Origin of the sequence: Lacinutrix venerupis (assembly GCF_001971745.1) — a bacterium.
In the GTDB taxonomy this organism is placed as follows: Bacteria; Bacteroidota; Bacteroidia; order Flavobacteriales; family Flavobacteriaceae; genus Lacinutrix; species Lacinutrix venerupis.
Genome location: NZ_CP019352.1, coordinates 1,744,811 through 1,771,414, shown reverse-complemented (window position 1 = coordinate 1,771,414; position 26,604 = coordinate 1,744,811). Strand labels below are relative to the sequence as shown.

The 26,604-nt window shown below is 29.9% G+C and carries 23 protein-coding genes; 5 read left to right on the top strand and 18 right to left on the bottom strand.

The window, feature by feature from the left end; translation table 11 throughout:
* Positions 1-36: 36 nt before the first annotated feature.
* From BWR22_RS07945 to aroC, 6 genes are all read right to left on the bottom strand, one after another.
* Positions 37-372, bottom strand: a complete 336-nt coding sequence (locus BWR22_RS07945) for a hypothetical protein (protein WP_076733154.1) — start codon at positions 370-372, stop codon at positions 37-39.
* Positions 373-375: 3 nt separating this feature from the next.
* A complete protein-coding gene (locus BWR22_RS07940; RefSeq protein ID WP_076733153.1) occupies positions 376-1,206 on the bottom strand; it encodes a sulfurtransferase in 831 nt (276 codons plus the stop codon).
* A 47-nt stretch (positions 1,207-1,253) separates the two neighbouring features.
* Positions 1,254-2,270 carry a DUF6624 domain-containing protein gene (locus BWR22_RS07935; RefSeq protein WP_083678251.1) on the bottom strand — a complete coding sequence of 339 codons (1,017 nt, stop codon included), beginning with the start codon at positions 2,268-2,270 and terminating at the stop codon, positions 1,254-1,256.
* A 49-nt stretch (positions 2,271-2,319) separates the two neighbouring features.
* Positions 2,320-3,357 carry a glutathione synthase gene (gene gshB, locus BWR22_RS07930; protein WP_076733152.1) on the bottom strand — a complete coding sequence of 346 codons (1,038 nt, stop codon included), beginning with the start codon at positions 3,355-3,357 and terminating at the stop codon, positions 2,320-2,322.
* 156 nt (positions 3,358-3,513) lie between these two features.
* Positions 3,514-4,839, bottom strand: coding sequence for a dicarboxylate/amino acid:cation symporter (locus BWR22_RS07925; RefSeq protein ID WP_076733151.1), 1,326 nt, complete (start codon positions 4,837-4,839; stop codon positions 3,514-3,516).
* Positions 4,840-4,940: 101 nt separating this feature from the next.
* A complete protein-coding gene (gene aroC, locus BWR22_RS07920; protein ID WP_076733150.1) occupies positions 4,941-5,999 on the bottom strand; it encodes a chorismate synthase in 1,059 nt (352 codons plus the stop codon).
* Between the two features lie 236 nt (positions 6,000-6,235).
* Between aroC and BWR22_RS07915 the strand changes: the two genes are divergently transcribed.
* A complete protein-coding gene (locus BWR22_RS07915) occupies positions 6,236-7,087 on the top strand; it encodes a UDP-2,3-diacylglucosamine diphosphatase (RefSeq protein WP_076733149.1) in 852 nt (283 codons plus the stop codon).
* On the opposite strand, the gene BWR22_RS07910 is transcribed toward BWR22_RS07915, so the two are convergent.
* Positions 7,079-9,991 (bottom strand): FAD-binding and (Fe-S)-binding domain-containing protein, encoded by a 2,913-nt coding sequence (locus BWR22_RS07910; protein WP_076733148.1) that lies wholly within the window; start codon positions 9,989-9,991, stop codon positions 7,079-7,081. The two genes, BWR22_RS07915 and BWR22_RS07910, sit on opposite strands and share 9 nt — an antisense overlap.
* A 119-nt stretch (positions 9,992-10,110) precedes the next feature.
* Between BWR22_RS07910 and BWR22_RS07905 the strand changes: the two genes are divergently transcribed.
* Both BWR22_RS07905 and BWR22_RS07900 read left to right on the top strand, forming a co-directional pair.
* Entirely contained in the window at positions 10,111-10,593 is a 483-nt protein-coding gene (locus BWR22_RS07905) for a hypothetical protein (RefSeq protein ID WP_076733147.1), read from the top strand.
* 110 nt (positions 10,594-10,703) lie between these two features.
* Positions 10,704-11,222, top strand: coding sequence for an OmpH family outer membrane protein (locus BWR22_RS07900; RefSeq protein WP_076733146.1), 519 nt, complete (start codon positions 10,704-10,706; stop codon positions 11,220-11,222).
* A 52-nt stretch (positions 11,223-11,274) separates the two neighbouring features.
* On the opposite strand, the gene bshA is transcribed toward BWR22_RS07900, so the two are convergent.
* From bshA to BWR22_RS07850, 10 genes are all read right to left on the bottom strand, one after another.
* Positions 11,275-12,420 (bottom strand): N-acetyl-alpha-D-glucosaminyl L-malate synthase BshA, encoded by a 1,146-nt coding sequence (gene bshA, locus BWR22_RS07895; protein ID WP_076733145.1) that lies wholly within the window; start codon positions 12,418-12,420, stop codon positions 11,275-11,277.
* A gap of 151 nt (positions 12,421-12,571) precedes the next feature.
* On the bottom strand, positions 12,572-15,535 hold the full coding sequence (locus BWR22_RS07890; protein WP_076733144.1) for a glycoside hydrolase family 3 N-terminal domain-containing protein: 2,964 nt from the start codon (positions 15,533-15,535) through the stop codon (positions 12,572-12,574).
* 131 nt (positions 15,536-15,666) lie between these two features.
* The gene (gene serB / locus BWR22_RS07885) at positions 15,667-16,890 is read right to left on the bottom strand and encodes a phosphoserine phosphatase SerB (protein WP_076733143.1); all 1,224 of its coding nucleotides are present in this window, start codon (positions 16,888-16,890) and stop codon (positions 15,667-15,669) included.
* 26 nt (positions 16,891-16,916) lie between these two features.
* Positions 16,917-17,402, bottom strand: a complete 486-nt coding sequence (locus tag BWR22_RS07880; RefSeq protein WP_076733142.1) for an ABC transporter ATPase — start codon at positions 17,400-17,402, stop codon at positions 16,917-16,919.
* Positions 17,403-17,411: 9 nt separating this feature from the next.
* A complete protein-coding gene (locus BWR22_RS07875) occupies positions 17,412-17,606 on the bottom strand; it encodes a hypothetical protein (RefSeq protein ID WP_076733141.1) in 195 nt (64 codons plus the stop codon).
* A 5-nt stretch (positions 17,607-17,611) separates the two neighbouring features.
* Complete coding sequence (locus BWR22_RS07870; RefSeq protein WP_076733140.1) at positions 17,612-18,403, bottom strand: (Fe-S)-binding protein; 792 nt, start codon at positions 18,401-18,403, stop codon at positions 17,612-17,614.
* Between the two features lie 17 nt (positions 18,404-18,420).
* Positions 18,421-18,753, bottom strand: coding sequence for a hypothetical protein (locus BWR22_RS07865; protein ID WP_076733139.1), 333 nt, complete (start codon positions 18,751-18,753; stop codon positions 18,421-18,423).
* 87 nt (positions 18,754-18,840) lie between these two features.
* Positions 18,841-20,154 (bottom strand): (Fe-S)-binding protein, encoded by a 1,314-nt coding sequence (locus tag BWR22_RS07860; protein ID WP_076733138.1) that lies wholly within the window; start codon positions 20,152-20,154, stop codon positions 18,841-18,843.
* Positions 20,155-20,168: 14 nt separating this feature from the next.
* A complete protein-coding gene (locus BWR22_RS07855; protein ID WP_076733137.1) occupies positions 20,169-21,131 on the bottom strand; it encodes an MlaD family protein in 963 nt (320 codons plus the stop codon).
* 53 nt (positions 21,132-21,184) lie between these two features.
* Positions 21,185-22,291 carry an N-acetylmuramoyl-L-alanine amidase family protein gene (locus BWR22_RS07850; protein WP_076733136.1) on the bottom strand — a complete coding sequence of 369 codons (1,107 nt, stop codon included), beginning with the start codon at positions 22,289-22,291 and terminating at the stop codon, positions 21,185-21,187.
* 88 nt (positions 22,292-22,379) lie between these two features.
* Here BWR22_RS07850 and BWR22_RS07845 point away from each other — a divergent pair, with 88 nt between their 5' ends.
* Entirely contained in the window at positions 22,380-25,160 is a 2,781-nt protein-coding gene (locus BWR22_RS07845) for a putative LPS assembly protein LptD (protein WP_076733135.1), read from the top strand.
* Positions 25,161-25,215: 55 nt separating this feature from the next.
* Positions 25,216-25,596: a RidA family protein gene (locus BWR22_RS07840; protein WP_076733134.1), complete on the top strand. Its 381-nt coding sequence runs from the start codon at positions 25,216-25,218 to the stop codon at positions 25,594-25,596.
* Between the two features lie 61 nt (positions 25,597-25,657).
* Here the strand turns inward: BWR22_RS07840 and BWR22_RS07835 are convergent, their stop codons facing one another.
* On the bottom strand, positions 25,658-26,515 hold the full coding sequence (locus tag BWR22_RS07835) for a BadF/BadG/BcrA/BcrD ATPase family protein (protein WP_076733133.1): 858 nt from the start codon (positions 26,513-26,515) through the stop codon (positions 25,658-25,660).
* Between the last annotated feature and the right edge of the window lie 89 nt (positions 26,516-26,604).

Here is a 26,604-nt window from a genome sequence, read left to right as displayed (position 1 = left end):
AAGGTTTAAATTAATAATGAAGAAAGGCAATTTTATTTATTCCTTTAAAATTTTACGTAAAAATTTTAATGTAGCTTCTTCCATAGTATTGGCTTCTCCATCTGCATAAAGTAATAATTTTATATCTGCAAAAAGACCTGCATAATCATCTCTAAAATAGTCGTGCTCATTTACACTTTTTAGTATTTTTTGAATGCATTGATAATCGTTGTCTCTATCAAACTCCTTATGGATTGAGGCGTAAGTTTTTTTATCTACTTTAGATCTTATAAATTCTTTTTCTTCGTTAGTTTCGTGCAAATCTGAATTTGCAACATATAAAAGTATATAGGCTACCAGTTCGTTTTTAGACCAATTTTTAGATGTATCCATAATTTATGCTATTGTTAATGTTCCATATTCTGTCCACGACCCATCGTAAACACTATTGTTATATCCTGCTATTGTTGCTGCAAGAGCTAAAACTGAAGCTGTAATACCAGAACCACAAGTAAACACTAAGTGTTGATGCTCTTTTGCTAAGCTTTTAAATATTTCTTGTAATTCTTCTTTTGTTTTTAATTTGTTGCCAACTAAAACTTGATTAAATGGTAAATTTATTGATGATGGAATAACACCACTTCTTAAACCTTCTCTAGGTTCTGCAACAATACAATTAAATCTATCACTAGATCTTGCATCTATAATTTTAAAGTTTTTATCTTTTGATATTGCCTCTAAAGATTCAAAATATACCACTTTATTTGGGTTATAAACGGCATTAAAATTCCCTTTTTTAAAAACATTTTTAACCGATTTATCTTCTAAGCTAAAGTTTTTTGCTTTCCACTCTGGCAAGCCACCATCTAGTATAGCAACATTTTTAAAACCAAAAGTTTTTAATAACCACCATGCTCTTGCGCTGGAATATAAACCATGATCATCGTAAACAACTATTACCGAATTATTATTGATGCCAAGTATTTGAGCATTTTTTTGAAATTGAGCTACAGATGGAATGGTGTTTGGAAAAGGAGATTTTATGTTACTAAACTTCTTTTTTATATCGAAAAATTGACTTTTAGGTATTTTATAATTAGATAATGCAGAAACATCTCCTACAACTTTAGAAATTGTAGCATCAAAAACCAATAAATTTTCTGCTTGTAAATGATTATTTAACCAATCTGCCGAAACTATATTTTCAATATTATTAATTATAGACATTATTAAACCTTTTTTCTTTTTAATTATAAAAAGTGTAATTACATTTTCTATTTAGATTCCATTTTCTCTGTCATTAGCTTATGCTTTTCAACATTCCAATCTATATTCCAATTAGAAACATATTCTGATAGTGGTCCTAAACCAACTTCTGCTCTTCTTTTGTCTACATTTTCGGGATCTTTTAAAGGAGAAACATAGAACTCGCCTGTTTCTTGATTTCTGGCTATTTGGCTACCGTAAATTTGTCTTTTACCAATTCTTAAAGCAACTCTGTCTTCTAGCAATGCTAAGCTACTTGGTTGAGCATTATTTTTTGCAACTGCATCTCGCATCATTGGTAAGTATTTTTCTTGAACTTCTAATGGTGAATGCTGAATAACTAAAAACAAGGTCATGTTCCCTCTTCCGCCAATAATATCTTGACCTAACCAGCCACGCTCATCTAATATTTTTTGAATTTTTATTAAATTTATAGAGTCCTTTTTTGCAATAGCATCCCAATGTGCTTTCATTTCATTAGAGTCTCTACCATAGGTTTCTTCAATAGTCTTTATTTCTCTTCTTAACCCTTGATCTTCATTGTATATAGTATCTAGAATAGCAACTAATGGTTTGTCTAAATTTGCCTCTTTTTTTTCTTTATTTGCACTTACAATTTCCAATAATTTATTCCATTTGCTATCTGTATGTAAACTTGCTAAATCTGGATCGGTTGTTATATGACTATAACTTGAATATTCACCTTTTTCTGCTATTCTAAATAATTGAACAAATGCAGAATCTTTTTCATTAGCTAAAGCCCACGAACAAGCCGCATTATATCTATCTGTATTATTACTTCTATTATTAGTACTTTTAAATGCTTGAGAATACTTTTTTGCTGATTTTAAATATTCTTGAGTTTCATAAAGACTCCAAGCTTCATTTTTTAAAGTTTGATATTTTTCCTTTTGCTCTAATGAAAGCTCCTTAATTACTTCTTCCTTTACATTTTCTTTTTTTACACCTTCATTTTTACAAGAGGTAAAAATTATTACAAATACTAATAATAGGACGTTTTTCATGGCAGTATATATTAATGTTACATTTTATAAATAATAAAACTCAAATTGTTTAAGCATCTTCTACAGTTTTACGCAATTTAGATAAACGATTAAATGCCTGTACATTATCTAACACTTTACTTTCTAAAAAGTCTATTACTTTCTCTTCTAATTTAAATTTATTTTTATAAACTTTATTCATATAAGTTATACCTCCAGGAGACATTACATTAACTTCTACAAGCTTTCCTCCTATAACATCAATACCAACAAAATACAATCCATCTTTTACTAATTTAGGACCAATTTGTTTACAAAGTGCTTTTTCTGTTTTAGTTAAAGAGTGTTTTGCTATACTTCCTCCTGCTGAAACATTTGAACGATGATCGTCTGTACCAGGTACACGCTTCATTGCTCCTATATATTCTCCATTAAGCATTAATATTCTTACATCTCCTTGGTCTGCTCCTTCAATATAATCTTGTAAAATAACATAGTTTGAAGAACCGTCACTGCTATTTATATAAAAGTCTAGTAATGAATTAATGTTATTCATTGCAGATTTTTCAATTAAAATTACTCCAGAACCTCCAAAACCATTTAAAGGTTTTAAAATCATTTTATCTGCTTTAGACTCCTTAATTTGTTGAATTAAATAGTTTTTATTTTTAGATACGTGTGTATTAGGAATTATATTACTGTGTGCATCTCCAAAAGCTGCTGTATATAATTTATTATTAGCTTCACGCATTCCTTGTAAAGAGTTCATTATAAAGACATCATCTTTTACCGAATCTAAAAAGTTAAGCATAATTGGATCTAATGGTGGATTTGCTCTAAAAAAAATAGTATCAAAACCTGCTAACGGTAGCATTTCTTCACGTAAAGTAGCTTTTTTATAGAATGCTTTAAGTGTGGTAGGTACTTTATCCATACGCCCAATAACATTACAAAATGCATTTGTTACACTATCTCTAATAGTTAAATTGGCTGGTGTGCAAATAGCAACACCATGTCCACGTTTTACACATTCTTTAATTAGCGCTAAGCTTGTATCATTTTCTGCATCTATTTGATCCCATGGATACATTATAAAGCAAACATTCATATTTTTTGGTTTTGGTTTGTTGTATAAATTTATAGATAATTTATAAATTATTTAATAAAAAAACAGATTTCATTATTTTAAAAATTAACAAAACAATGAAATCTTTGATATTTTTTAATATAAATAATTTAAAACGTTAGAAAAAAACAGTTAAAATTATTTTACAGCTTCGTAATTATCATCCCATTCTTTAGGTTTAGGATTGTCGTGTAATTTGCCTAAAGATTTTGCAACCATCATAGATACTGTTGCATCACCTGTAACATTTACTACTGTTCTACACATATCTAAAGGTCTGTCTACTGCAAAAATTAAAGCCAAACCAATTGGTAATAATTCTGCAGGAAAACCAATAGATTCTAAAACAATTACTAACATTACCATACCTGCACTTGGTACTGCAGCACTACCTATAGAAGCTAATAAAGCTGTAGCTATAATTATTAATTGGTTTGTAAATGTTAAACCTTCTGGCCAAATAACCTGCATAATAAATACTGCAGCAATACCTTGGTATAAACTTGTTCCATCCATATTTACGGTAGCACCAACTGGCAAAACAAAACCAGCAACTTCTTTATCTACACCCAAATGTTCTTCTACGCGCTCCATAGTTACAGGTAATGTTGCCGCACTAGAACTTGTAGAAAACGCTAACAATTGTGCTGGAGATAATTTATTTAAAAACCATAAAGGCGACTTTTTTGTATATACTTTTATTAAAATTAGATAAAACCCAATCATAAGAGCTAATCCAAAAACCACACATAAAGCATAGGTTAAAAGTTTTAAAAGAATTTCTGTATCATCAAAAGCTATAATAACATTTGCCATTAATGCAAAAACAGCATATGGAGCAAATAACATTATTAGGTCTACCATTTTCATTACAACCTCGTTTAAAGAGTCGAAGAAATCTACAAGAGGTTTTGCTTTTTTCTCTGAAATTAACAATAAACAAATACCTACAAATAAAGCAAAAAAGATAACTTGAAGCATTTTTGCTTCTCCTAAAGCTGTAAATATATTACTTGGGAAAATATCTACTAATGCTTGTAACGGTCCAGCATCGTTTTGAGCAGATGCTTTCATTAATTTATCTGAAACTCCAGCATCATTTTCGTATTTCATTTTTATTTTCTCAATAGTATCTTGAGGCATTCCTGTTCCCGGTTTTATAGTATTTACAATAGTTAATCCTATTACTATTGCTACTACTGTTGTACCAACATAAATTAATATGGTACGTAAACCCATTTTCTTAATTTTAGAAATGTCTTTTAAATCTGAAATTCCTTTAATTAACGATGCTAAAATTAAAGGTACTGCAATTAGCTTTAAAAGGTTAATAAAGATTTTTCCAAATGGAGCAATCCAATCGGAAACAAAATTTCTTCCACCATCTACAGAGTTCATTATGAATCCAAAGATGATACCTAAAATCATTCCGATAATTATTTTCCAGTGTAATGCTAATTTCATATTATAATTGTTTTATCCTTAGATTTAATAGAGTTTATACTATAAATAAGGAAAATTTAGTAGTTAGTTTTTATTATAAATTACTTTTTTAAAGAATTAAGTTAGTACATTTTATTAAGCAAATAAAAATCTGCCAAAACCATAGCAGCCATTGCTTCTACAATTGGTACTGCTCTAGGCACCACACAAGGATCATGACGTCCTTTTCCTTGCATTTCTACAATATTACCATCTTTATCTATAGTGTCTTGGTTTTGCATAATTGTGGCAACAGGTTTAAAAGCTACACGAAAATAAATATCCATACCGTTACTTATTCCGCCTTGAATACCACCAGAAAGGTTTGTTTTAGTAGTACCGTCTTGATTGTATAAATCGTTATGTTCACTACCTTTCATTTTAGCACCACAAAAGCCACTTCCATATTCAAAACCTTTTACAGCATTTATAGAAAGCATTGCTTTACCTAAATCTGCATGTAATTTATCAAAAACAGGTTCTCCTAAGCCGACAGGAACATTTTTAATTACACAAGTTATTGTACCACCAATTGTGTCTCCTTGTTTTCTAATTTCTTTTACACGAGCTATCATTTTTTCTGCTGTAGACTCATCTGGACAACGTATTGCATTAGATTCTATTTTAGAAAAATCTAAATCTTGATATGGTTTATCTATAAATATATCGCCTACTGAAGATGTAAAAGCATTAATTTTTATATCTTTAAGTACTTGCTTTGCAATGGCACCAGCAACTACTCTACTTGCTGTTTCTCTTGCAGAGCTTCTTCCACCACCACGATAATCGCGATGTCCATATTTTTTATCGTAAACATAATCGGCATGACTAGGTCTGTAAGAGTCTTTTATGTGTGAATAGTCTTTAGACTTTTGGTTGGCATTCTCTATTATAAAACCAATTGGTGTTCCAGTGGTTTTACCTTCAAAAATACCAGATAAAAATTTAACTTCGTCTGGTTCTTTACGTTGTGTAACGATAGAAGACTGTCCTGGTTTGCGTCTATTCATTTCGTTTTGGATAGCTTCTAAATCTAATGTTATATTTGGAGGACAACCATCTATAACACCACCAATAGCAACTCCATGAGATTCGCCAAAAGTCGTGAGATTAAATAGTTTGCCAAAGGAATTTCCTGCCATAAATTTTATTTTATGCTAATGTAAAAGTAATATTACAGAAACAAAAATTGTATTTTAATTATTACAGCTATTTAAAATACAACATTCGCTATTTTTTTTGCAAATTCTAATTAATACTAAATTAACATTAAGCCTAAATACTTTACTTACTATTAACAAAATAGCATCTTTTTATAATATCTACATAATATTACATTAACTAATAGTTTTAATCTTTGTAATAAAATTAATTTGATTTGAATATTAAAAGAAAAGTAGAGGTTGTTGTTATTTCGGATGTTCATTTAGGGACATATGGATGTCATGCAAAGCAATTACTTACTTACCTTGAAAGTATAAATCCAAAAACATTAATTTTAAATGGAGATATTATAGATATTTGGCAATTTAGCAAACGTTACTTCCCAAAATCTCATTTAAAGGTAATTAAAAAAATAATGGACTTCGCTGCACAAGGTGTTGACGTTGTATATATTACAGGAAATCATGACGAAATGCTTAGAAAGTTTACCGACACTAAAATTGGTAATATTTCAATAGTTAACAAATTAGTTATGGAAATCGATAATAAAAAAGCATGGTTTTTTCATGGTGATGTTTTTGATGCCTCTATACAAAATGCTAAATGGATAGCTAAATTAGGCGGGTATGGTTACGATTTATTAATTTTAATAAACCGTTTGGTTAATTGGGCATTAGTGAACATGGGAAAAGAGAAGTTTTCTCTTTCAAAAAAAATTAAAAACAGTGTAAAACAAGCCGTAAAGTATATTAGCGATTTTGAAGATGTTGCTTCAGATTTAGCCATAGAAAAAGGTTATGATTATGTGGTTTGCGGACATATACATCAACCAAAAATGCTAATTAAAAAAAATAAAAACGGAGAAACTACGTATCTAAATTCTGGAGATTGGGTTGAGAATTTTACCGCTTTAGAATATCAATTCAAAAGATGGAAGCTTTATAGTTATAAGGATGATAAACGTACACCGTTTTTTGCAGATAGTGAACTTAAAGAAATGGACTTTAAAGAACTTGTTGCAGCAATTACAATATTAAATCCAGACGATATAAAAGCATCACGCTAAAGCATTTTTTAAAATACTTATTGGATGTAAAGCCTTTTTACCTGTTCCATCCTTTATTTGATGCCTACAACTTGTTCCATTAACAGCAATTATAGTATTTGTAGCAGCTTTTTTTACAGCAGGAAACAACGTTTGATTTCCAATTTGCATGCTTACTTTAAAATGTTCTTTTTCGTAACCAAAACTTCCTGCCATACCACAGCATCCACTAGGTATGATAGTTACTTTGTAGTTTTTAGGTAAGTTTAAAATATTAAAACTATGTATTTGATTGCTTTGCGATTTTTGATGACAATGCCCATGAAATTTAATTGTTTTTGTTTCTTGACTAAATTGTGATGATTTAATGTTCCCAATAGCAATTTCATTACTCAAAAACTCCTCAATTAAATACGTATGTGTTGCAATTTTTTTTGCAGAAAGTTTATTGTCTGCTAATTTTAAATATTCATCTCTAAAGGTTAAAATTGCCGAAGGCTCAATACCTATAAGCGGCGTTTTTTCAGATATAATATCTTTATATATTTCAACATTATCATTTGCTACTTTTTTTGCTTGCTTCAATAAACCTTTAGATATAAATGCACGTCCAGATTCTTTATTATTAATTACTTTAACATTATAATTTAATGCATGTAAAAGTGTAATTGCATCTACTCCAATTTCTGTATCTAAATAGTTTGTAAACTCATCATTAAATAAAAAAACTGTTTTAATTGGTGTTTTTATAAAATATTTATTTTTAAATAGTTGAAACTCCTTATTTAAATTTTTACTTGAAATTAAAGGAAGACTTCTTTCTTGAGCAATATTGAGACTTTTTTTAAGAATTAAAGATGTTAAACTATTAGAAAAAATAAAATTAGTAAACCATGAAAACTTACTGCCAACACTGTTTAATTTGTTATTATAAGCAAATATTCTAGTTCTTAAACTAACTCCATTTTCTTTTAAATACTGGTATTGAAATTCGGCTTTTAAAGCAGCAACATCTACACTACTTGGGCACTCGCTAGCACAAGCTTTACAACTTAAACAGAGGTCGAAAACTTGCTTTAATTCTTTATGATTAAACCTGTTGGCTTTTTCAGAATGTGTTAAATATTCACGTAAAGCATTTGCTCTTGCTCGAGTAGTGTCTTTCTCGTCTCTAGTTGCGCGATAACTTGGGCACATTGTACCACCAAATTCTGGAAGTTTTCTGCAATCTCCAGAGCCATTACATTTTTCGGCTTCTCTTAAAATACCTTGTGATGAAGAAAAGTCTAAAATGGTATTAATATTAGGCTCTTCTCTATTGCTAGTATAGCGTAAGTTTTTATCCATTGGTAATGCATCTACAATTTTTCCTGGATTAAAGATGTTATTTGGATCAAAACAATACTTGATTTTTTTTAGAAGATTATAATTTTTATCACCAATCATAAATTTTATAAACTCCGCACGAACAATACCATCGCCGTGTTCTCCACTAAACGATCCATTGTATTTTTTTACTAAAGCTGCAACATCTGTAGTTATTTTTCTAAATAATATAATGTCTTCTTCTTTTTTAAGATTTAGTATTGGTCTTAAATGTAATTCGCCAGCTCCAGCATGTGCATAATAAACAGCATCTTGTTTATAGCTTTTCATTAAAGCAGAAAATTCTGAAATATAATTAGCTAAATCTGGAAGCGCAACAGCAGTATCTTCTATACAAGCTACTGCTTTTTTATCTCCAATTATATTTCCAAGTAGCCCTAAACCAGCTTTCCTTAATTCGTTTGCCTTATGGATATCTTTATTTTGTAAACTAACATTAGCATAACTTAAACCTGTTTCGTCAAGTGTTTTTATAAGTTTATTTGCCTGCTCTTGAACATCTGCTGGATCTTCTCCTTTAATCTCACACATTAAAATAGCCTGCGGATCTCCTTGAATAAATTGCCTGTTTTCTGCTTGTGTTTTATTATTTTTAGTACAATCTAAAATGGTTTTATCCATCATTTCACAAGTAAATAAATTGTGACGCATTGTTGGCTGTACAGCTTTTAAACAATCTGTTATAGAGTTAAAATGAGCAGCAACCATTATACTCTCTTTTGGTGGAAGCTTATCTAGTTTTAACGTAATTTCAGTTGTAAACGCTAACGTACCTTCGCTACCTGCTAATAATTTACAAAGATTAAAAGCTTCATTGTTATTTATTAATTCATCTACTGCATAACCAGTATTTCTTCTATGTATTTCTTGTTTTGGAAAATTATTCTGTATTTCTTGTTTTGTATCTTCAGTAAATACTTCAGAACAAATTGTTCTATATATTTTTCCTTCTAAAGTATTTAATTGGCTTTTGTTTATAAGTGCTTCTTTTGATAACTCATTAAACGTAACATCACTACCATCGCTTAAAATAGTTTTAAGTTTAATTACTTTATCTCTGGTTACACCATATTTAATAGATGTTGTACCAGAGGAATTATTACCTACCATTCCACCAATCATACAACGATTTGAGGTTGATGTGTTGGGTCCAAAAAATAGTCCAAAAGGTTTTAAGTAATTATTAAGCTCATCTCTTACAACACCTGGCTGTACCGTTACTGTTTGCGCTTCTTTATCGAAATCTAAAATTTTATTAAAATGTTTAGATACATCTACTACAATACCATTTCCAACACATTGTCCTGCTAACGATGTTCCTGCGGTTCTAGGAATTAAAGAAGTTTTGTTTTTAGAAGCAAAAGTTATTAATTTTTTAATATCTTTATAAGACTTTGGATACGAAACAGCTAAAGGTAGCATTCTATATACAGAAGCATCTGTTGCATAAAGGCGCTTAATTAAATCACTAAAATGTAATTCGCCATCAAGTTCGTTTCCTAAAGTATTTAATATTGAAGAAGTAATTGTTTCACTCATTATAAAACCAAATTTAAGATAACTTAACAATTATTAACTAAAGATTAGCTTTAACTTTTTAACATAAAATAATGTTATTTGTAAATTAGCTAATTATAAATTAACTAAAACTTAAAAATATGAAAAAAGTACTTTTATTAGTAGTAGCTGTAATAGGATTTAGCTATGCTGCAACTGCACAAGAAATTTCAGAAAATGCTATTGGATTACGAATTGGAGATAGTGATGGATTTGGTGCCGAAATATCATACCAACGTGCTTTAGGAGACAATAATCGTTTAGAAGCAGACCTTGGTATTCGTTCTGGTAGTAATTATGATGGTTTTAAGCTTGCGGGATTATACCAATGGGTTTGGTTATTAGACGGAAATTTTAACTGGTACGCTGGTGTTGGTGGTGGTGTTGGTAACTATAGTTACGATTTACCTTTTAATGCCGATGAAAGTGAAACTTTTTTCTTTGCCGCTGGAAACATTGGTGTTGAGTATAATTTTGATATTCCATTAGTACTTTCTCTTGATGCAAGACCAGAATTAGGCTTTGGAGATTTTAGAGACGATTTAGATTTTGATATTGCTTTAGGTATAAGGTATCAATTTTAAATAACTAAATAAATATAGTATTTTAGCAAAACCATTTCAAAAATTTGAAATGGTTTTTTATTGCGGCAAGATTGTTGCTTTTAAAAAACTAAAATTAACTCAATAATATAATGAAACAAAAAACACTACTATCGATTATTTTATTTAACCTTTTAGCTTTTACCACTTTTGCACAAACAAATTTAAAAGTTGGTTATGCCGATGTTGAATATATTTTAAGCGAAATGCCTGAAACTGTTAAAGCACAAGCAGAATTAGATGATGTAATGCAAAAACTTACTAAAACAAGAGATTCTATTGTTGAAGATTACAATGCTAAGCTTGAAGACTACAAAAAGAATGCAAATACTTTTGTTGAAAACGTTAAAAAAGAAAAGGAAACAGATTTAATGCGTATTCAAAACGGAATTCAAGATTTTGATACAGACATTCAAAAAGCTGTAAATTATAAAAAAGGATTACTTTTAAAACCTATTTATGCAAGAATTGGAGAATTAATTGCTGTGGTAGCTAAAGCACAAAACTTTACACATATTATAAATTCTCAAATAGACGGAACTAGTGTTTTATTATATGCCGAAAAAACTACAGATATTAGTGACCTAGTTATTGCCGAGGCTAAAAAATAACATCTAATTTCTATAAACTAAAAAACACACCGTAAATGGTGTGTTTTTTAGTTTATAGCTTTTGTGTAAACAAACATGTTTTTAGAGTTTTTTCGTATACTTTCTCATATTGCGGTACAATATTTTGAATGTCGAATTTTTTAGCTTGAGCTTTAGCATTCTTTTTAAATTGAGCTAAAAGCTTATCGTCTTTTAAAAGTTTAATAGCATTTTTACTCATTTCTTCTATAGCTCCTACATTACTTAAATATCCTGAAAAACCTTCGGTATTTACCTCTGGTATTCCTCCTGTATTACTAGAAACAACAGGTACACCAGAAGCCATAGCTTCTAAAGCTGATAGACCAAAACTCTCTGTTTCACTAGGTAAAAGAAATAAATCGCTAAAGCATAAAATTCTATCTATTTCGTTACTATTTCCAAAGAAAACAACCTTATCACTAATTCCTAATTTTCTACATAATCTTTCTGCAGGTTCTCTTTCTGGACCTTCTCCAACCATCATTAATTTTGCAGGTAATTCCTTTTGAATATTATTAAAAATGTTAATAATATCGGGAATGCGTTTAACTTCTCTAAAATTACTAATGTGTGTAATTATTTTCTCGTTATCGCTTGCCATCATAGCGCGTTGGCAATCTGTATAATCATGTTTAAACTTCTTTAAATCGATAAAGTTAGTAACAACATCTATTTCTTGTTTAATATCAAATAATCTTAAAGTATCATCTTTTAAACTTTGAGACACTGCAGTAACAGCATCAGATTTATTAATGCTAAATGTAACAGCTGGTTTATAAAAAGGATGATTACCTACTAATGTAATATCTGTACCGTGAAGCGTTGTTACAATTGGCACATAAATATCTTCTTCTCTTAACATTTTTTGAGCCATGTATGCCGCATAAGCATGAGGAATGGCATAGTGAACATGTAAAATTTCAATACCATGAAGTTTAACCATATCTACTAATTTACTAGATAAAGCTAACTCGTATGGTTGATAATGAAATAATGGGTATTCTGGAACATTAACTTCGTGATAATGAATATTATTACCCAAAAGTTCTAACCTAACAGGCTGATTATAGGTTATAAAATGAATTGTGTGCCCGCGTTTAGAAAGTTCTAAACCTAATTCTGTAGCTACTACTCCACTTCCTCCAAATGTTGGATAACATACAATACCTATTTTCATGTTTTAGTTTTATATATCTAAAGTTTTAAGTGCCTTACTTAACCTTAAAACAGAATAATTTTATTTCTATTAATTTATTAGTTGTAAAAAAAACAAATACTTACATCTTAATTTTTCCAAATACTTTTAAGAATAGCTAAAATCTAAATAGTTATTTTATAATTGCCTCATAAATAGCCTCTTGAATATTTGTTCTAATATTTTCTCTTAGTAGCATATTTTTTCCTTTAGATGTTGGATAAGTTCTGTTAGCCATAAAAACATAAACTAATTCCTCTTCTGGATCTGCCCAAGTGTAAGTTCCTGTAAATCCTGAATGCCCAAAACTAGTCATAGATACACAACCACAGGTTGGTCCAGACTCTCCTAGTTGTGGTTTATCGAAACCAATACCTCTTCTCACATTTTTACTACAATAATAGCAAGTATTAAACTTATCTAATGTTTCTGGTTTTAAATACCTAACACCTCCATAATACCCTTTTTGTAAATACATTTGCATAATTTTAGCAATGTCGTTAGCATTACTAAATACACCAGCATGTCCACCTACACCATCTTGCATTGCTGCTCCCATGTCGTGCACATAACCTTGTACTTTTTGAAAACGGTAGTAATCGTCTTCTTCAGATGGCGTAATACGTGTATTACTAATTGTTTTATATGGGTTGTAAATTGTATTGTTTGCACCTAAAGACTTATAAAAATGGTCTTGAACTAATTCATTTAAAGGTTTATTATAATGCTTTTCTATATATTGTTTTAAAATGTAATACGGTAAATCACTATAGCGGTAACGCAATCGTGATAACAAGTCTGTTTCTTTAATTATTTTTGGTATAGAGTCTTTGTAATCTTCACGCATATAAAGATTATTTGCAACTTTAACGTTAAATTTTCCTGTTGGAGATTTTCTATAATATTTTGTAGATGGTTGTTTGGTAACCGTATCTAAAGTTTTAAAATAGAAAGGAATCCAAGGTTTTAATTGTGCATAATGCGATAACATTTTTTTAAATGTTATATCCTTTTTATTGGAATTTTTATAATATGGAATTGCTTCTGAAAGTTTAGTATCTAAAGAAACAATACCTTGCTCTTCCATCTCCATAAATAATGGTAAAGTAGCCACAATTTTTGTTAAGGAAGCAACATCGTAAAGATCATCTTCTCTTACTTTTTGAGCTGTATTACTATAAGTATGTTTCCCGAAGTTTTTATTATAAACTACTTTTCCTTTTCTAGCTACAATTAATTGAATTCCTGGTGTCATTCCTCCATTTATTGCATGATTAGCTATAGAGTCTATTTTTTTTAAACGATAAGAACTTAACCCAACACGTTCTGGAATACTATACCCTAAACGTTCTAATGAATTTGTTTGTACACCGTCACCCACATTAAAATAAGGGCCAGCAGAAACAGGTAAATTTCCTTTGGCGGCAAGTGCTCCAAATATAATTTCGGCAGAGGTTTCTTGAGCTATTTCACTATTTTGGTAACTTACAACAACACTTTCGATATTTGTAACAGTTTGTAAATCTAGTAAAGCATATGGTTTTGCAAAAACATCTAAAATAACAGTATTAGTTCGAGCTATCTCGTATAACCATGTTAACTCTTTATCTGTAAACTTATAAGATTTCCATGGATTATCGTTAGATTTATGAAAACCAACTATAACTGTATTATAATTTTGAAGCTTTGCTATTAAATCGCTTAATTTATCTGCTTTAACTTCATGAACTTGGGCGTATCGTTTTAAGGTTTTTAAAAAAGTTTCACCACCAGCATCTCCCAATTCTACATAAGCTATTTTTTTAGTTTCTAAATGCCTTAATGGTAATAAATTTGATGAATCGCGAGCAATTGTTATGGCTGCTTCCATTAGTTTTTCATATAGAATATCATCGTATAAACGATTTAAATCTTTATCAAGATTGTATGTGGAAATAGGTTTATAATTATTTAAACCTACTTTATACTTTGCTTGCAATACTTTTTTTACTGAAAGCGCTAATCGTTCTTCTGAAAATAAATTTTTATTAAAAGCTTTTTCTAATTTTGCTATTCCAGACTCTGGATTTTCCGACATTAACATAACATCGTTTCCTGCTAAAAAAGCTGCTAAATCAATATTACCAACTGTATCTGTTGCGCCTTCTGTAACACCATCAAGACCTTCAAATTTATAGTCTGCAGCACCTTTCATGGTTAAGGCATCTGTAAAAATAAGTCCTTTAAATCCTAGTTTTTCTTTTAAAATAGATGTTACAATATTTTTAGATATTGAAGAAGGATAGCCTGGTCGTGGATCTAAACTTGGAATATTTAAATGCGCAACCATTACACTAGATAATCCATCTTTAATTAACCTTTTATATGGATATAACTCTATTGAATCTATACGTTTTGCATCGAAAGCTACTGTTGGCAAGGTTAAATGAGAGTCGTCTTCTGTATCACCATGTCCAGGAAAATGTTTAGCATTTGCTAAAACTCCTGCACTTTGCATTCCTTTCATAAATGCAGCTGCTTTTTCTGTAACATTATCTCTATCTTCACCAAAAGAACGGTTTCCAATAATTGGATTATTTGGGTTTGTATTAATATCTACTACAGGAGCAAAATTAAAATGCACACCTAATCGCTTACAATGTTCTCCTAATTGTCTTCCTGTTTGTTCTATTAAAAATTTATCTTTTATTGCACCAAGCGTCATATTCCATGGAAAAGAATAAGTAGAATCTAAACGCATGCTTAATCCCCATTCTGCATCCATTCCAATAAGCAATGGTGTTTTTGATGCAGCTTGTAACTCGTTATTTAATTTTGCTTGACGATAAGGACCTCCTTTTGAGTAAATTATACCACCAATTTTATTTTCTTTAATTAGGTTAAGTACTTTAGTTTTCTCTGCGTCTGTTTGACTAGAAAAAACTTGCACCATATAAAGTTGTCCTATTTTCTCTTTTAATGTTAGAGCATTATAAACACTATCTACCCATTTTGTTTGGCTCTCAACATCTTTTGCCAACAAAGGATTATTAGTATCTTGAGCATATATGTTAAAAGTTATAAGAAGTAAAGTAAATAAAAAAAGTAATCTGTGCATAAAAAAAATATCTATTTGAGTTGCTATAATATTATAGAACTAAAAACTATGCCAAGTTATTATTTTTAGAACTCTTATTAAAGATTTTAATATATAATTATGAAGAAATATTGAGCTAGTAATTTACTGTATTATTTTAATAAATCTATATGCTTATCATGATAACCCAATAAATATAAAACACCGTCTAAGCCGATGCTAGAAATAGAGCTTTGTGCATTATCTTTAACCTTAGGTTTTGCATGAAAAGCTATACCTAAACCGGCCAAATTTAACATTGCCAAATCGTTAGCTCCATCGCCAACAGCAATGGTTTGATTTATATTTAAACCTTCTTTATCTGCTATTTCTTGTAAATATTCTGCTTTTTTATTGCCATCTACAATATCTCCAAGATAGTTACCGGTTAGTTCTCCATTTTTTATTTCTAGCTGATTTGCATAAACATAATCAATACCTAATTCTTTTTGAAGGTAATGACCAAAATAGGTAAAGCCACCAGAGAGAATTGCTGTTTTAAAACCATAGCTTTTTAAAGCATCTATTAATCGTCTTGCTCCTTTAGTAATTGGCAAATTTATTGCGACATCTTGTAATACATCTTCTTTTAAGCCTTTTAAAAGTTTCATTCGCTTTTTAAAACTTTCGTTAAAGTCTATTTCTCCTTGCATTGCAGATTCTGTAATAGCCTTTACTTCTGCTCCAACACCAGCTAATTCTGCAAGTTCATCTATTACTTCGGTTTGAATTAATGTAGAATCCATATCAAAACATACTAAACGTCTATTTCTTCTATATATGTTATCTTCTTGAAATGCTATATCGAAGTCAAGCTGTTTAGAAATTTTCATAAATTTTTCTGTAAGCTCTTCTTTGTTATCTATTTTACCACGAATTGAAAATTCTATTGATGCTCTTGGATATTCTTCTGTTTTAATTAAAGACATTCTACCTGTTAAACGCTTAATTGCATCTATATTTAGATTTTTTTCTGCAAGTATTTGTGTAACCTTAGAAATTTGTTCTGCAGATAGTCTATCTCCTAAAATTGTAATAATGTAACGGTCTTTACCTTGAAGTGTTACCCATTTCTCGTAATTTTCTAAAGTAATAGGTGTAAATTTTGCTTGAATATCTAACTCGTAAGCTTTAAATAACAAATCTTTTAAAACTGGCGAAGAACTAATACCTGGTTCTATTTCAAATAATATTCCTAAAGATAAAGTATCGTGAATATTAGCTTGGCCTATATCTAAAACTTTGGCTCCCGATGCTGCTAAAACTGATGTTAAACTTGCTGTTAATCCTGGTTTATCTTGACCAGAAATATTTAAAAGGAAGATTTCGTTTTTCATGGTAAACTTTAAAGAGTATGTATAGCTTAATTTAAAAACCTGTTATGCCAACTTTCGCTTGCTGGAACTTCCCAATTTTCGTTTAACTCGGCTATATTTGTTACTAAATTATTAAATACAATAGTGTTTTTAGACACAGCTTTTTGTTTTGCCATAGTTCTAAAATCTGTTAATGTTTTATAGGCTACAAACTCGCCTTGTTTGTAAGAAACATTCATTTTATCCATTAAATCTACATTATATTCTTTTTCTAATTGTTGAATAAAATGTACTGAGGCGTCAATACTACAACCTGTAGCTGCTTGAGAGTCTTGGTCTATAGCAATAATTATAAAACGTTTGTACCTAATATCGAAACCTGCGTTTAAATCGCTTCCATGTGCGGTCCAGTTTGTAATAAAAGTATTTAGTTTTTCTTTTATTTCTTCCAACTCGATTTCAGAGAATGAACGATTGGCTTGGTATATCCAGATTCTTGAATGATCTGGTAGTGTATTAAATTCTACTAACATTTTAAATTTTTACTTTTTCTTATTTGTATATCTTAATGCAATACCCATAAACAAACCAAAAAACACAAAATGGAAAATAAATTTTAATAATGAAAATGGTTCATTTGTATAATAATCAAAACCAGCCATAACTAAAGAATATATTAAACCAGAAAAGACTCCTGTTAATATTCTTTTTTTTATGCTCAATTTCTCTATATCCATACTTTTTATAAGCCTTGAGAACTAGCAATTAATTCTGCAACATCCATTACTTTAATTTCGTTTTCTTTTTCTTTTACTTTTACACCATCACTCATCATAGTCATGCAATATGGGCAACCTGTTGCTATAATTTCTGGATTGGTTTTTAAGGCATCTTCTGTACGTAATTCGTTAATGTCTTTATCACCTTTTTCTGGCTCTTTAAACATTTGCGCTCCTCCTGCTCCACAACATAATGCTGTAGATTTACTGCGTTTCATCTCTAACAAAGTTGCATTTAAAGTATTTAACACATCTCTTGGTGCATTATACTCTGAATTTGCGCGGCCTAAATAACACGGGTCGTGAAAAGTTATTCGCTTTCCATTATAATCGCTATTTTTTATATCTAATTTTCCCGATGTTATTAACTCTTTTATAAATTGTGTATGGTGTAACACTTCGTAATTACCACCTAGTCCTGGATATTCATTTTTTAAACAATTAAAAGAATGAGGATCGCAAGTTACTATACGCTTTATATTATAAGCATTTAACACTTCTATATTCATTACGGCTTGCATTTGAAACAAGAATTCGTTTCCAGCTCTTTTTGCAAGATCTCCAGTAGCACTTTCTTCTGTTCCTAATACAGCAAAATTAACATTAGCTTTATTTAAAATTTTTACAAAGGCCTTTGTTATTTTCTTTGCTCTATCATCGTAACTTCCTGCAGATCCTACCCAAAATAAAATATCTGGTTCTTTTCCTTCTGCCATTAGTTCTGCCATTGTTGGCACTGTTAATTGTTCGCTCATAATTTAATATTGAGTTGTTACTTGTCTTCGTTTATACTTGCAAAATCTGTTTTTGCAATTCTAATATAGACTGCTAATTTTTTAACACCGTCTTCTAATTTATTTTTTGGATCATGCTTTTCGTTTTCTGTTCTTCTTACTGCATCTTCTCCTAATAATTTTAATTGCTTTTTAGAGCAGTAATCGCAAAACACTTTTTTAAGCTTTATATCTACTGGCTTTCCTGCTGTAAATTTTATTTCTGTGTATGCTTTTATTTGTAAAGAATCTTTTCTGTAATCTTGTGCAAAGGATTTAAAACTACATATAAAAAGCACGATAATAATTGTGTATTTATATTTGTTTCTCATCTTATTCTTTTATTTTTTACAGTAATATATCTTTATAAATTAGGAGTATATGCAAAGCTCTTAAAAGCACTAAACATTATAAATAAATTATTCGTTTTTCCAGTTTAATCTATCTTGCTGGTTGTATGGCCACGGAGCTCCGTTATTTTCTATATTAGTCATCATACTATTTAATTCCATAGGTGCAGCACTTTGTTCCATAACAAGATAATTACGCATTTCCATAATAATATTTAATGGATCGATACTAATTGGACAGGCTTCTACACAGGCGTTACAACTTGTACATGCCCAAAGTTCTTCTGGTGTAATATAATCGTTTAACAATTGTTTTCCATCGTCTACAAATGTTCCTTTATTGGCATCTATATTTTTACCTACTTCCTCAAGACGGTCTCTGGTGTCCATCATTATTTTTCGAGGTGATAGTTTCTTTCCTGTTAAATTTGCTGGACATTCACTTGTACAACGTCCACACTCTGTACAAGAATAGGCATTTAATAAATTTAACCAGCTTAAATCTTGAACATCACTTGCACCAAATTTTTCTGGTGTTTCATCTGCATCAGATTCTGGCGGTGCAGCGTATGGATCTGCGTCTGGATCCATCATTAATTTTACTTCTTTGGTAACAGCTTCGTTATTTGGAAACTGTCCTTTTGGTGTTAATTTTGCATAATATGTATTAGGAAATGCTAATAATATGTGTAAATGCTTAGAAAAATAAAGGTAATTTAAGAATACTAATATACCTATTATGTGAAGCCACCAAGCGCTTCTTTCTATGACATGAAGTGTTTCTGGGTTATCTCCAAATATTGGAGATATAAATTGGCTAATTACATTGCCTCCAGTTCCAGCGTTTTGAAATGCTAGATCTGTAGCATTCATTACTAAAAACAGAGTCATTAAAACCATTTCAAAATATAGAATAATATTTCCATCATTTTTTGGCCAACCTTTCATTTCGGCACTAAAAAAACGTTTTATTTTAATTATGTTTCTTCTAATCCAAAATACAGTAACTGCAACAAATACTAATGCCGCAAGAATTTCGAAAGCGCCAATTAAAAAACCGTAAAGTGATTTTGGCAATACACTTAAACCTATTCTGTGTGTACCAAAAAGACCATCTATAATAATTTCTAAAACTTCTATATTAATGATTATAAAACCAACATATACAATAATATGAAAGAATCCTGATACTGGACGTTTTACCATTTTACTTTGTCCAAGCGCAATCATTGCCATGTTTTTCCATCGCTGTGATTTGTTATCACTTATATCTTTTGCTTTTCCTAGTTTTATATTTCGGAATAGTTTTTTTACATTTTTTACAAAGTAACCAATGCCTACAACAAGTATAATGGCAAATATTATGTTTGGTAAGTAATTCATTATTAGTAGTTAGTTTATTTTTGGTCTTCTATTTCATTTCCTTCTGCATCGTAACGTTTTGGTTTTTTTCCGAATAAAGAAAAATGTACATAACGCTTAGGATTTAATTTCATGTCTTGAAGCAACTCTTCCATTTGGTTTGATGCTCCTGAAAGGTTTTTATAAAGTTCATCGTCTTTTAATAGCTTTCCTATAGATCCTTCTCCATTTTCTACACTTGCTATTAAATTATCGAATTTTTTAATTGTTGATTGTAAATCTTCTACAGTTTTAGCAATATCTACTTGTGCCATTTTATCTGTCATAGTAGAAAGGTTTCCAGAAGTATTTTCAAAATTAGTAATAGTATTATCTAATTTAGATTTATTGTTATCTATTAAACTGTTTAAAGATTTTGCTGTAGCATTAAAACTAGAAACTGTTGCATTTAAACTAGCTATACTATTTTTTAAATCTTGTTGTGCTTTGGCATCAAAAGCATTATTGAAACCTACTAAAAGCGTATCGGTCTCACTCATTACTTTTTCTATTTTTTCTTGTAAAGGTGTAAGGCGCTCGTTAACAAGTTCCATCATACCTTCTTTAACTTGACTTTTTAGGTAGTCTCCATCTTCTGCATTTGCATCATTATCATAAGCTGGTATAATTTGTACAGCTTTTCCACCAATAAATCCATTTTGAAATAATTCGGCTTTACTATTTTTCGAAAATTTAAATTTTGTGTCAATATCCATTTTAACGACTAAAACTCCAGAACTTTCATCTTCAAAATAAATATCTAAAACTTTACCAACTATGTATCCGTTAATTGTTACGGGAGTTGAAGGTGTTAAACCTTCTACATTATCGTATTTAGCATAAACAATAATAGAATCGTCTAATAAGTTTTTACCTTTTAGGTAACTAAAACCAAAAATAAATAATAAAATTCCTGTTATGGCTAGTATGGCTGTTTTTACTTCTCTAGTAATTTTCAAAATATATAAGTTTGATTTGGAACAAAAATAAAATAAATATACTCAATATAGCTTTATTTAGAACCACTATTTAAAGCTTTTTGTAAACTTATACGCTCTCCATTGCGATAGGCTACAATAAATGCGCTATTAAATCCTTTTTTTCTGGCTTCTTTTTGCATTTCTTGAATTTTATTAATGTCTGAAGTATAACCATAATAATATTTATATAATTTACCTTCTTTATCTCTAGATACTTCTTGTAAACCTTTAAAGTTATATGGTTTTGGTTCTAATTTTTTAGACGCTGCAGCTATTTGTACTTTAAATATAGTATTAGGTATAATTTTTTCTTCAGAAGAAATAACATTATTTTCTTCAGTAATATATTCTGTATCTACAAAATTTAACTCTACACTTTTTTTATAAGCAAGAATTGCTTTTGCCATAGCATTTGCTAAATCTGTTTGTCCGTTTTTAGAATTTAAATATTTACCTTCTGAAGTGTTAGTTATAAAACCTGTTTCTACTAAAACACTAGGCATAACTGTTTGATGTAATACTATAAAACCAGCTTGTTTTACTCCTCTATTTTTACGTTTAAGTTTCTCTGTAAAATTCTTTTGAATTAAACTCGCTAATTGTATACTTTGGTCTAAATAAGCCTCTTGCATAAGCGTTAAACCAATAAAAGACTCTGGCGAATTTGGGTCGAAACCATTATAATTATGCTCGTAATCTTCTTCCATAAAAATTACTGCATTTTCTGCTTTGGCTACATCAAAATTTGTACTATTTCTATGTACTCCTAAAACATAAGTTTCAGATCCGTATGCTTGAGAGGTATGGGCATTACAATGAACCGATACAAATAAGTCTGCATTTGCATCGTTAGCAATTTTTCCTCGTTTAAATAAATCTATAAAAACATCTGTTTTTCTAGTGTATACAACTTTAATGTCTTTATTTTTTTCAAGTTCTTTACCTACTGCTAATACTATTTTTAAAGCAATATCTTTTTCTGTATAACCATATTTAGATGGTTTTCCAGGATCTTTTCCACCATGTCCAGCATCTAAAACGACAATAAATTTATCGGATTTAGATTGTGCAGTAGCAGATAGCGATACTGTTAATGTTATTATAATTAATACGAAAAATATTCTTAGTCTCGTTTGCATAGTATTATAACCAATTTTACAGGTGTTTTAGTATGGATTTATAAATTATATGATAATGATAAATTAATCATAAAAAATATATGTAATTTTGGCAATTCAAAAACCGAGCCATACTTTAGCAAAAATACACACAAAAGCGTTGCATACAAATAGAATTCATATACTTTTTGCCCTAAGTTTTACAGTGTTTATCAACACTCTTAGCTTTGCTCAAATTAAAGACGGTGATGTTAAAAGCATCGAGATACCTAAGAGTGAAGACCTAGAAACTGTTTCTCCTCCAACAAAAACGGAGGATACAATTGTTATTCCTAAAGAAGAACTAACTACAATAATAGAATCTGATTCTACAAAAACGGACTCTACAAAAACAAAACCAGCACTTTTACAAGGTACAGTATCTTACACAGCTCAAGACTATAATACATTTAATAGAAAAGAACAAAAAATGTATTTATATAATGAAGCTAAAGTAAATTACCTTGATATGGAAATTACTGCAGGAACTATTGTTATAGATTATAGTAAAAATTTAATATATGCAGGAAGAGTAAAAGATACTGCAGGAGAATTTGCACAAAGACCAGTATTTAAGCAAGGTGAAAATATTGTAGAACCAGATTCTATAATTTTTAATTTTAAAAATAAAAAAGCTATAATTTTTAATTCTAATACAGAGCAACAAGGAATGAAAATTAGATCTGAGCGTTCTAAAAAAGAAAATGACTCGGTTTATTTTTTAAACAAAATGCGTATTACAACAGCTGAAAGTGAAGAAGATCCTGAATATTATTTTATGATTGATAAAGCTAAGCTTGTTCCAAATAAAAAAATTGTAGCTAGCACAGCACAAATGTTTATTTACGATGTTCCCACTCCTATTATAGTACCATTTGCTTTTTTTCCTTTAAGTAAAAAACAAACTTCGGGTGTAATTTTTCCTAGTTTTGGAGAGCAAAATGATCGTGGTTATTTTTTACAAAATGGTGGTTACTACTTTGCTATAAGCGATTATTTAGATTTGGCCGTTTTAGGAGATTACTATACAAATGGTAGTTATGGCTTAAGAATAGAAAATAATTATAAAAAGCGTTATAAATATAATGGTAGATTTGGTTTTAGATACGAGAATATTATAAACAGCGAACGTGGTTTCCCAGATTACGCTAAAAGTACAATCTATAATTTACGTTGGTCTCATTCTCAAGACACTAAATCTAATCCAAATTCAAGATTTTCTGCTTCTGTAAACTTAGGTAGTAGTAACTATTACCAACAATCTCAAAATCAAGTTAATACTGCTAGTTTTTTAAATAACACATTAGCATCTTCTGTATCATATTCAAAAACTTTTGAAGGCGAGCCACAAATAAACATGAGTTTAACAGCAACGCACTCACAAAACACACAAACAGAAGAAATTAACTTAACACTACCAACACTTCAAGCTAGTGTTGGGCGTGTATATCCTTTTGCGCCAAAAGTTGGCTCTAAAAAAGGGATAATTCAAAATATAAACTTGCAATATAGTGTAAGAGCAGAAAATAGAATTCAAACCACAGATTCCTTGTTCTTTAAAAGCGAAATGTTTGACGACGCTAAAATTGGAATGAGACATTCAATTCCTGTAACTACAAACTTTAAACTTTTTAATTACTTTAGTTTAAGTGCAAATGCAAATTTCGACGAAACTTGGACTTTAAATACTATAAATAGGTATTACGATAGTGAAAATAGCGAAACCGTAACAGAAGATATTACAGGTTTCGATTCTTATAGAACATACAATTTTGGTGCAAGTTTAGGAACTACAATTTATGGACAATTTAACTTTGAAAAGGAAGGTCAAGACAAAAAAATAAAAGCCATAAGGCATGTTATGCGACCAAGTATTAGTTATAATGTTAATCCTGCCTTTGATAGATACTATGATTCTTATGAGGTTACCGATATTAATGGAGAAACCTTACGTGAAGATGAATATTCACGATTTGAAGGAGGTTTATATGGTGCTCCAAATAAAACCTACTCTAGCTCTATAGGTTTATCGCTTAGTAATAATATTGAAGCAAAAGTAAGAGATAAGGATAGCACACAAACCGAGCCTAAAAAAATAACAATATTAAATAACTTAAATTTTTCTACTTCTTACAATTTAGCAGGAGATTCTCTAAGGTTTAGTCCGGTTAGAATGAGTGGAGGAACACAGCTATTTGATAATAAAATGAATGTTAATTTTGGTGCAACTTTAGATCCATACGCACTAGATAATAACAACAACAAAGTAGATGAATTTAATATAAATAACGGAGGAAGTTTATTTAGGTTAACAAGTGCAAACCTTACTTTAGGATACAGCTTAAACAGTAAGGGTAACGAAAGAAAATCTAATACCAGCGAGCGTAGTAGAAACGAAACTTTAGATAGTGGTGGTCGTGATGATGATTTATTTGGTAGGTCTCAAGACTTTGCAGACCAACGCTATCTTGATGAAGATGATGATAAAGAGGAAGAAATGGGCGATCTATACAACTATGGTATTCCATGGAGTTTACGCTTAGCATATGCGGTAAATTACTCTAATTCACAACGTCAAAATGAAATATCTTCGCATTCTTTAATGTTTTCTGGAGATATTGAAATTTCTCCAAAATGGAGCATTGGTGCATCATCTGGTTACGATTTTAAAAATCAAGGTTTTTCTTATACACAACTTCGTTTTGCGAGAGATTTACTTAGTTGGCGTATGAATTTTAGTTGGATACCTTTTAGCGATAGAAGTTCTTGGAATTTCTTTATAGGTATAAAATCTAGTATATTAAAAGATTTAAAATACGAAAAACGCCTTCAGCCAGATCAACAACTTTAATTTACAATTTCTAAAGTGTTGCTCCATTTTATAATATTAAATTAATAAGTTTTATATGAAAAAAATAATAACTACAACACAAGCTCCTGCTCCTATTGGACCATACAATCAAGCTGTTTTAAGTGGAAATACTTTATATACCTCTGGACAAATTGCTTTGCATCCAGAAACTGGCGAATTGGTTTTAGATGACATTACTAAAGAAACAAAACAAGTAATGGAAAATATGAAAGCCGTTTTAAAAGCTGCAGATATGACTTTTGATAATGTAATTAAATCTTCAATATTTATAAGTGATATGAATAATTTTGCAGCAATAAACGAAGTCTACGGCAAGTATTTTAATGAAGCTACTGCTCCTGCTCGAGAAACAGTAGAGGTTGCTAATTTACCTAAATTTGTAAATGTAGAAATAAGCATGATTGCAGTTAAATAATAATAAAAAAGTCCTGTTAAGTAAAAATTTAACAGGACTTTTTTTTGCATAAATTGCAATATTATTTATTTGTATGAAATTTAACTAAACCTTCAATAGGACGTCTTTCAAAATTACCAACTTTAAAATTTAACTCCTTTGCTACTTCTTTTATTTCATCTTGACAGAAATAAGCAATAGATCCTGCAAAATGAACAGGAACTGTTTTTAATTCTTCTTTAAATTGAAGGATCATGTTTTTTGCAAACAAACGAAATCCACTCTTTATTAACTCGTTAACATAACCTGAGTCTTTATTTAAAATCATAAACTCTGCAAAACTTGCTAAATAAGCGTTTGGATTTGGCTGCTTGTAAAGATTGTATTTAATAAAATCTGCTTGAAGATTATACTTATCTGCAAAGGCTATTTTAATTTCTTCTGGCATATGATTGAAATAGTAATCTCTAATTAATTGCTTGCCAAAATAGTTACCTGAAGCATCATCCATTAAAGTATAACCTAATGAACTTACTCGTTGTTCTAATTTTTTACCATCATAATAACTACAATTAGAGCCTGTTCCTAAAATACAAACTACTGCTGCTTCGTCTGGCGTGTTAATAGTTGCAAATACTGCTGCTAAAGTATCTTCGTTAACTTCTACATTAGCATTCGTAAAAAATTGTTGTAAGACAACTTTTAAAGCTAATTTTGGATTTTCGGTTCCACAACCAGCTCCATAAAAATAAATGTTAGTAACCTTATCTTTATTATTTTTTAACTCCTTACTTTTTTTTATAGTCTTTCTTAACTTCTTTTCTGAGAGAATTGCCGGATTTAGACCTTTTGTTCTAATTTTTTCTAGTAATTGATTACCATTTTCATCTACCGCAATCCAATCGCATTTAGTAGAACCACTATCAACTATTAATATCATGACTTAAAGTTAGTTTAATTAAAAATACCTAATAGGCTTTAAATATAATTTATAAAAAAAGCGTAGTTGAAGTTTTTAAATTCTTTGAC